Source organism: Leucobacter soli (assembly GCF_042659205.1).
GTDB classification, from domain to species: domain Bacteria; phylum Actinomycetota; class Actinomycetes; order Actinomycetales; family Microbacteriaceae; genus Leucobacter; species Leucobacter soli.
This window is the reverse complement of the sequence record NZ_JBHSRW010000188.1, coordinates 1-4549: the sequence shown is the minus strand read 5'-3', so window position 1 is coordinate 4549 and position 4549 is coordinate 1. Positions and strand designations below refer to the sequence as shown.

5 protein-coding genes are annotated in these 4549 nt (G+C 70.3%); all 5 read right to left on the bottom strand.

Going from position 1 to position 4549, the window contains the following annotated elements; genetic code table 11:
• The coding region (locus ACFPZL_RS10375) for a pyridoxal phosphate-dependent decarboxylase family protein (RefSeq protein WP_382335328.1) at nt 1–1064 on the bottom strand (1064 nt) is incomplete at its 3' end.
• A 28-nt stretch (nt 1065–1092) separates the two neighbouring features.
• Nucleotides 1093–1380, bottom strand: coding sequence for a hypothetical protein (locus tag ACFPZL_RS10370; protein WP_218114028.1), 288 nt, complete (start codon nt 1378–1380; stop codon nt 1093–1095).
• 67 nt (nt 1381–1447) lie between these two features.
• Entirely contained in the window at nt 1448–2770 is a 1323-nt protein-coding gene (locus tag ACFPZL_RS10365; protein WP_218114027.1) for an LLM class flavin-dependent oxidoreductase, read from the bottom strand.
• A gap of 5 nt (nt 2771–2775) precedes the next feature.
• Nucleotides 2776–3591, bottom strand: coding sequence for an alpha/beta fold hydrolase (locus tag ACFPZL_RS10360; RefSeq protein ID WP_218114026.1), 816 nt, complete (start codon nt 3589–3591; stop codon nt 2776–2778).
• 46 nt (nt 3592–3637) lie between these two features.
• On the bottom strand, nt 3638–4549 hold a 912-nt coding region (locus ACFPZL_RS10355), incomplete at its 5' end, for an NAD(P)/FAD-dependent oxidoreductase (protein ID WP_382335326.1).

Genomic DNA, 4549 nt, shown 5'->3' with positions numbered 1-4549 from the left:
GTCGCGGCCTCCCGGCTCCGGCGCAGCTGGGCGCCGAGTCCCCCGGAGGTCAGCTCCAGCACCCGCGTGGTGGCCCAGAAGGCCGCGGCGGGTGCCCCGGGTCGCGAGCACTCCAGGCTGATCTCGCCGAGGTGCAGTTCGTCCGAGGTGAAGTAGGTGTAGGGCGAGTCGTGCAGGTAGAGGCTGCCGACCGAGGGATCCGCGAAGAGCACGCTGCCGCAGCCGAAGGCCTGCAGGCCGTGCTTGTGCGGATCGACCACGATCGTGTCGGCCTCGGGGAGCGCGCGGAACGGCGCCGGATCGACGGTCGGATCGTCGCCCGCGAGCAGCACGTGGAAGCCGCCGTACGCGGCGTCGACGTGCACGCGCACGCCGTAGCGCCGGCCGAGCTCGAGAATGCGGTGGACCGGGTCGAGCGCGCCGAGACTCGTCGTCCCGAGCGTCGCGACGACCAGCGACACCCCGCCCTGCTCGAGGCGCCGCTCGAGCGCCTCGACGTCCATGCGCCCGCCCTCGTCCTGAGGCACCGTCTCGTGCTCCATGCGCAGCAGCGCGCACATCCGCTTGTGCGTGTAGTGCGCGGCCTCGCTCGAGAGCACCACCCCCTCGGGACGGAGCTCCCGAGCGACGAACAGCGCCTCGAGATTGGCGATCGTGCCCGAGGAGGTGAGGTGGCCGAGATGCTGCGGCATGCCGAACATGCGCGCCAGATCGGCCACCGCCTCCTTCTCGAGGTGGGCCGTGGCGGGCCCCCCGTCGAGCGCGTGGTTGTTGGGGTTGATCAGGGCGGTGACGGCGTTCGCCGCCCACGCGACCGGGTGGGGGGGCTTGAGGATCTGACCGATGTACCTCACGTCGCCGTAGGGGTACATCTCGCCGAGCCGGCGGCCGAGCTCGGCCAGGGCCTCGCGCGCGTCGGCGTCGCTCCCGCCATCGGCCGGGGAGTCGGCACGAGCCGCACCGCCCTCGGCCGCCCAGAGCGAGCCGAGCGGCAGCAGCTGCTGCGCGCGCTCCACGATCGCATCGACGAGCTCCGGGTCGAGCGCCACGGTTTGCTCCTGCACGTCAGACACCTTCAGCCTCCCGGGCGGTTCAGTAGATCGACCAGATGGTGTCGCTGGGCTTCCCCGTGCCGCGCAGCTCCGCGAGCTGCGCGATGACGGGGCCGGACTCGGCGAGGAAGGCGCGGAGGCCCTCCTCCGACTCCCACTCGTCGATGTCCATGATCTCGTTGCCGCGGTACACGCGACGATGCGAGATGTTGCCGTGGCGCTTGAGCGACTCGCCCAGCTGGGCGCGGAGCTCGGGGTAATCGGCGTCGACTTGACGCACGCGCTCGATGTCGGCGTCGGGGATGCGGACGGTGACGATGATGGACATGGTGCTCCTTCTATTGCGTATGAGTGTGGGGCGAGCTGCGGCTCGACGGGGTCGGTCCTCGGCTGAGTCAGTCCTCGACGGGGACGCGCAGCTCGGGGATGTGGGCGGTGCGGATGTCGACCGGGCCGACGCCCTCGACGATCGACTGCGGCACGAACTTGGGCTCCCCCGCGATGGCGCCGTACTCGCTGACCGTGCGGTAGCCGGCGCGCGAGCTCTTGTCCCAGGAGGGCTTGCCGCCCGGCTCGCGGAAGCGCGGCATGACCTCCTCCGCGAAGATCGTCAGGTTCTTGCGGGCCATCCAGTCGGGCATGGTCCACATGTCGCCGGTCAGGTTCAGGCGGCCGGCTCCCATCTTGGTGGTGATCTCCTCGATCCGCTCGGCCACCGTCGAGGGCGAGCCGACGATGAACTGACCGCTCTCGAGCCCCTCCTCGTAGGTCGTCGTGCTGATGTCCTTGCTGCGGTAGCCGCCGCCGGCGGCCATGCCACGCAGCGAGGGGATCGTCACGTGGCCAGGCGGGAACGAGTCGTGGAACGGCGAACCGAGCGAGTTCTGCAGCAGCGACATCACGTGCGCCTCCGCCTCCTGCCGGGCCTGCTTGTCGGTCTCGGCGACGTAGACGTGCGCGTTCGCCACGATGCGGCGCGGGTCCCACTCCTGCCCGGCCTCCTCCACCGCATCGCGGAAGATCTGGCAGTTCTTGAGCAGGATCGGCCACGGCACCAGCACCGCGAGGTAGGTGTAGCCGTTCTGCGCGGCGAAGGAAAGCGAGTCCTTCGAGCCGGCGGCCGGCACCCACGCCTCGGGATACGGGTCCTGCAGCGGCCGCGGCCACAGGTTCGCGTACTCCGTCTGGTAGAACTTGCCGTCGAAGCTGAACGGCTCCCGTTCGGTGAAGGCGCGCTTGAGGAACTCGTGCCCCTCGCGGAACTGCTCGCGGGCGTAGGTCGGGTTCATCACGCCGAGCCCGTGGTAGTTCGCGCCGATGCCCATCGGCAGACCGAAGAAATAGCGCCCGTTCGAGAGGATGTCGAGGGTCGCGACCTCCTCCGCGTAGCGCATGGGGGTGCGGTAGCTGTTGAGGATCGCGCCGACCGTGCCGATCCGCATCTCCCGCGTGTGGCTGATCGCCGCGGCGGCCATCACGATGGACTGGCCCACGAGCGAGTTCGGCCCGCCGTGCTGCTCGAGGATCACGGCGCCGTCGTAGCCAAGCTTCTCCTCGAGCTCGAAGAGGCCGAGGTAGTCCTCGAGGATGCGCTGGCCGCGCACCGGATCGTAGTAGTCGTTCGGGGTCGAGATGTAGATCGACTTGCCGATCTTGTCCCGGCGCGGGATGTAGGGGAACTTGCCCCCGTTGGCGACGTAGAATTCCAGCTTGTTCATCTTGATCAGGCCTCCGAATGCTCAGCGACGAAGTTGGTGATGGTGGTGGCGAGCACCTCGGGCGCCTGCACGAAGGGCACGTGCGAGGTGGGGATGCCGTCCGATTCGACGACCGACACGGTGGCGCCCTCGATGTAGTCGGCGTACTGCGCCGAGACGTTCACGTCCATGACCCGGTCCTCCTGCGCCAGCAGCACCTGGGTCGGCGCCGTGACGCGCCCGAGGCGACGGGGCAGCTTCCGGTCGTGCCGCGGCTGCCAGGCGAGTCGGGCCCGGGCCGTGGTCTCCTTGTAGCCCTGCACGAGCGCCTCGACGGGGTCGCCCTCCTCGATGTAGTCGGGGAACTCCTCGCCCCGCCCGTTGAAGACGCGTTCGAAGGCCTCGAAGCCCTCCTGGCGGAAGGGGTCGTTCAGGTCGGCGCCCTTCAGCCCTGCGGGGGCGATCAGCTGGAGCGACTTGATGCGCTCGGGGAAGAACACGGCGAACTCCGCAGCGATCCAGCCGCCGAAGGAATGGCCGACCACGTGCACCCGGTCGATGCCGAGCGTGTCGAGCAGGTCGGCGTAGTGCAGGACGACATCGTCGAAGCCGTCGAGCCATTCGGGCATCTCGGTGTCGCCGAAGCCGGGATGCTCGGGCGCGAGGAGGTCGACGCGCTCCGACATCTTCTCGTGGAACGGCAGCCAGCGCTGGGTGAGACCGGCGCCGTGCAGGTAGAGCACCGGCTCGCCCTCGCCCTTGCGGCGATAGGCGACGTCGAGGCCTCTCACGTCGACCTTGCTCGGCTCGGTGTAGAACGGCCAGGGCAGCGATTCACTCATGGGTTCGGACTCCTATCCACTTTGACTGCTGGTATTCGGTCTCTGGTCATCCGGTCGTCGCCCGCTCGGCGGGGTGACCCCGCCTCGCGAACCTCCGGTACGAGAACGGGGAGATCAGGCTCGATTCCTCGCCGCTCTCGACGAGTGCCGCCACACCGTCCGCCAGCGCGGGCGCGATGCCCAGGCCGTGGCCGCTCGTGCCGGCGATGAGGAGCAGCCCGTCGACCCCGGACGCACCGGCGATCGGCAGGAAGTCGGGGGTGCTGTCCATGAGCCCCGCCCACGCGGTCTCGAGCTCGACGCCGGCGAGCGCGGGCACCAGCTCGCCGAGGAGGCGCACCCCCTCCGCCGCGGTGCGGGCGTTGGGCTCGGCCTCGCTCCATTCGAAGGGTCGCAGCCCCTTGCCCGTCACCAGGTCTGCGAGATCGCCCGCGAGCGGCCTGCCGGGGTGGATCCGCATGGTGCGACGGTTCTGCCACAGCACGGGCAGCAGGCTCAGCGAGGCGCGCACATCCTCCCAGCGCACGTCGACGTCGACGAACGCCCCCATGCCGACCACGATCCGGCCGTCCGACGACTGCCGGAATCCGGCGCCGGTGACGTCCCAGACGCTCGATCGGGTGAGCGGCGCGACCGGCCTCGTGACCGAGAGCGTGCTCCGCCCGACATGCAGGGGCAGTCCGATGCCCGCGCGGCGGAGCAGCCGGGAGGACCAGACGCCCGCGGCCAGCACGACGAGCGGCGACCGGACGGTGCGCTCCCCCACCGCGACGCCCTCGATGCGCCCGCCGGCGAGCTCCAGCCGATCCACCTCGGCACCCTCGACGATCTCCACGCCGACCTCGCGCGCGAGCGCCGCGATCGTGCGCATCGCCGGGGCCGGATCCACGTGCCCGTCGTCCGGCGTCCAGCCGATGCCGACGATGCCGGGGGCGAGCCAGGGGAAGCGCTCGGCGGC

What these genes read in the sequence shown, in the direction of transcription:
- ACFPZL_RS10370 (WP_218114028.1), bottom strand. Translation starts at nt 1,380, where the DNA reads ATGTCCATCATCGTCACCGTCCGCATCCCCGACGCCGACATCGAGCGC.
- ACFPZL_RS10365 (WP_218114027.1), bottom strand. Translation starts at nt 2,770, where the DNA reads ATGAACAAGCTGGAATTCTACGTCGCCAACGGGGGCAAGTTCCCCTAC.
- ACFPZL_RS10360 (WP_218114026.1), bottom strand. Translation starts at nt 3,591, where the DNA reads ATGAGTGAATCGCTGCCCTGGCCGTTCTACACCGAGCCGAGCAAGGTC.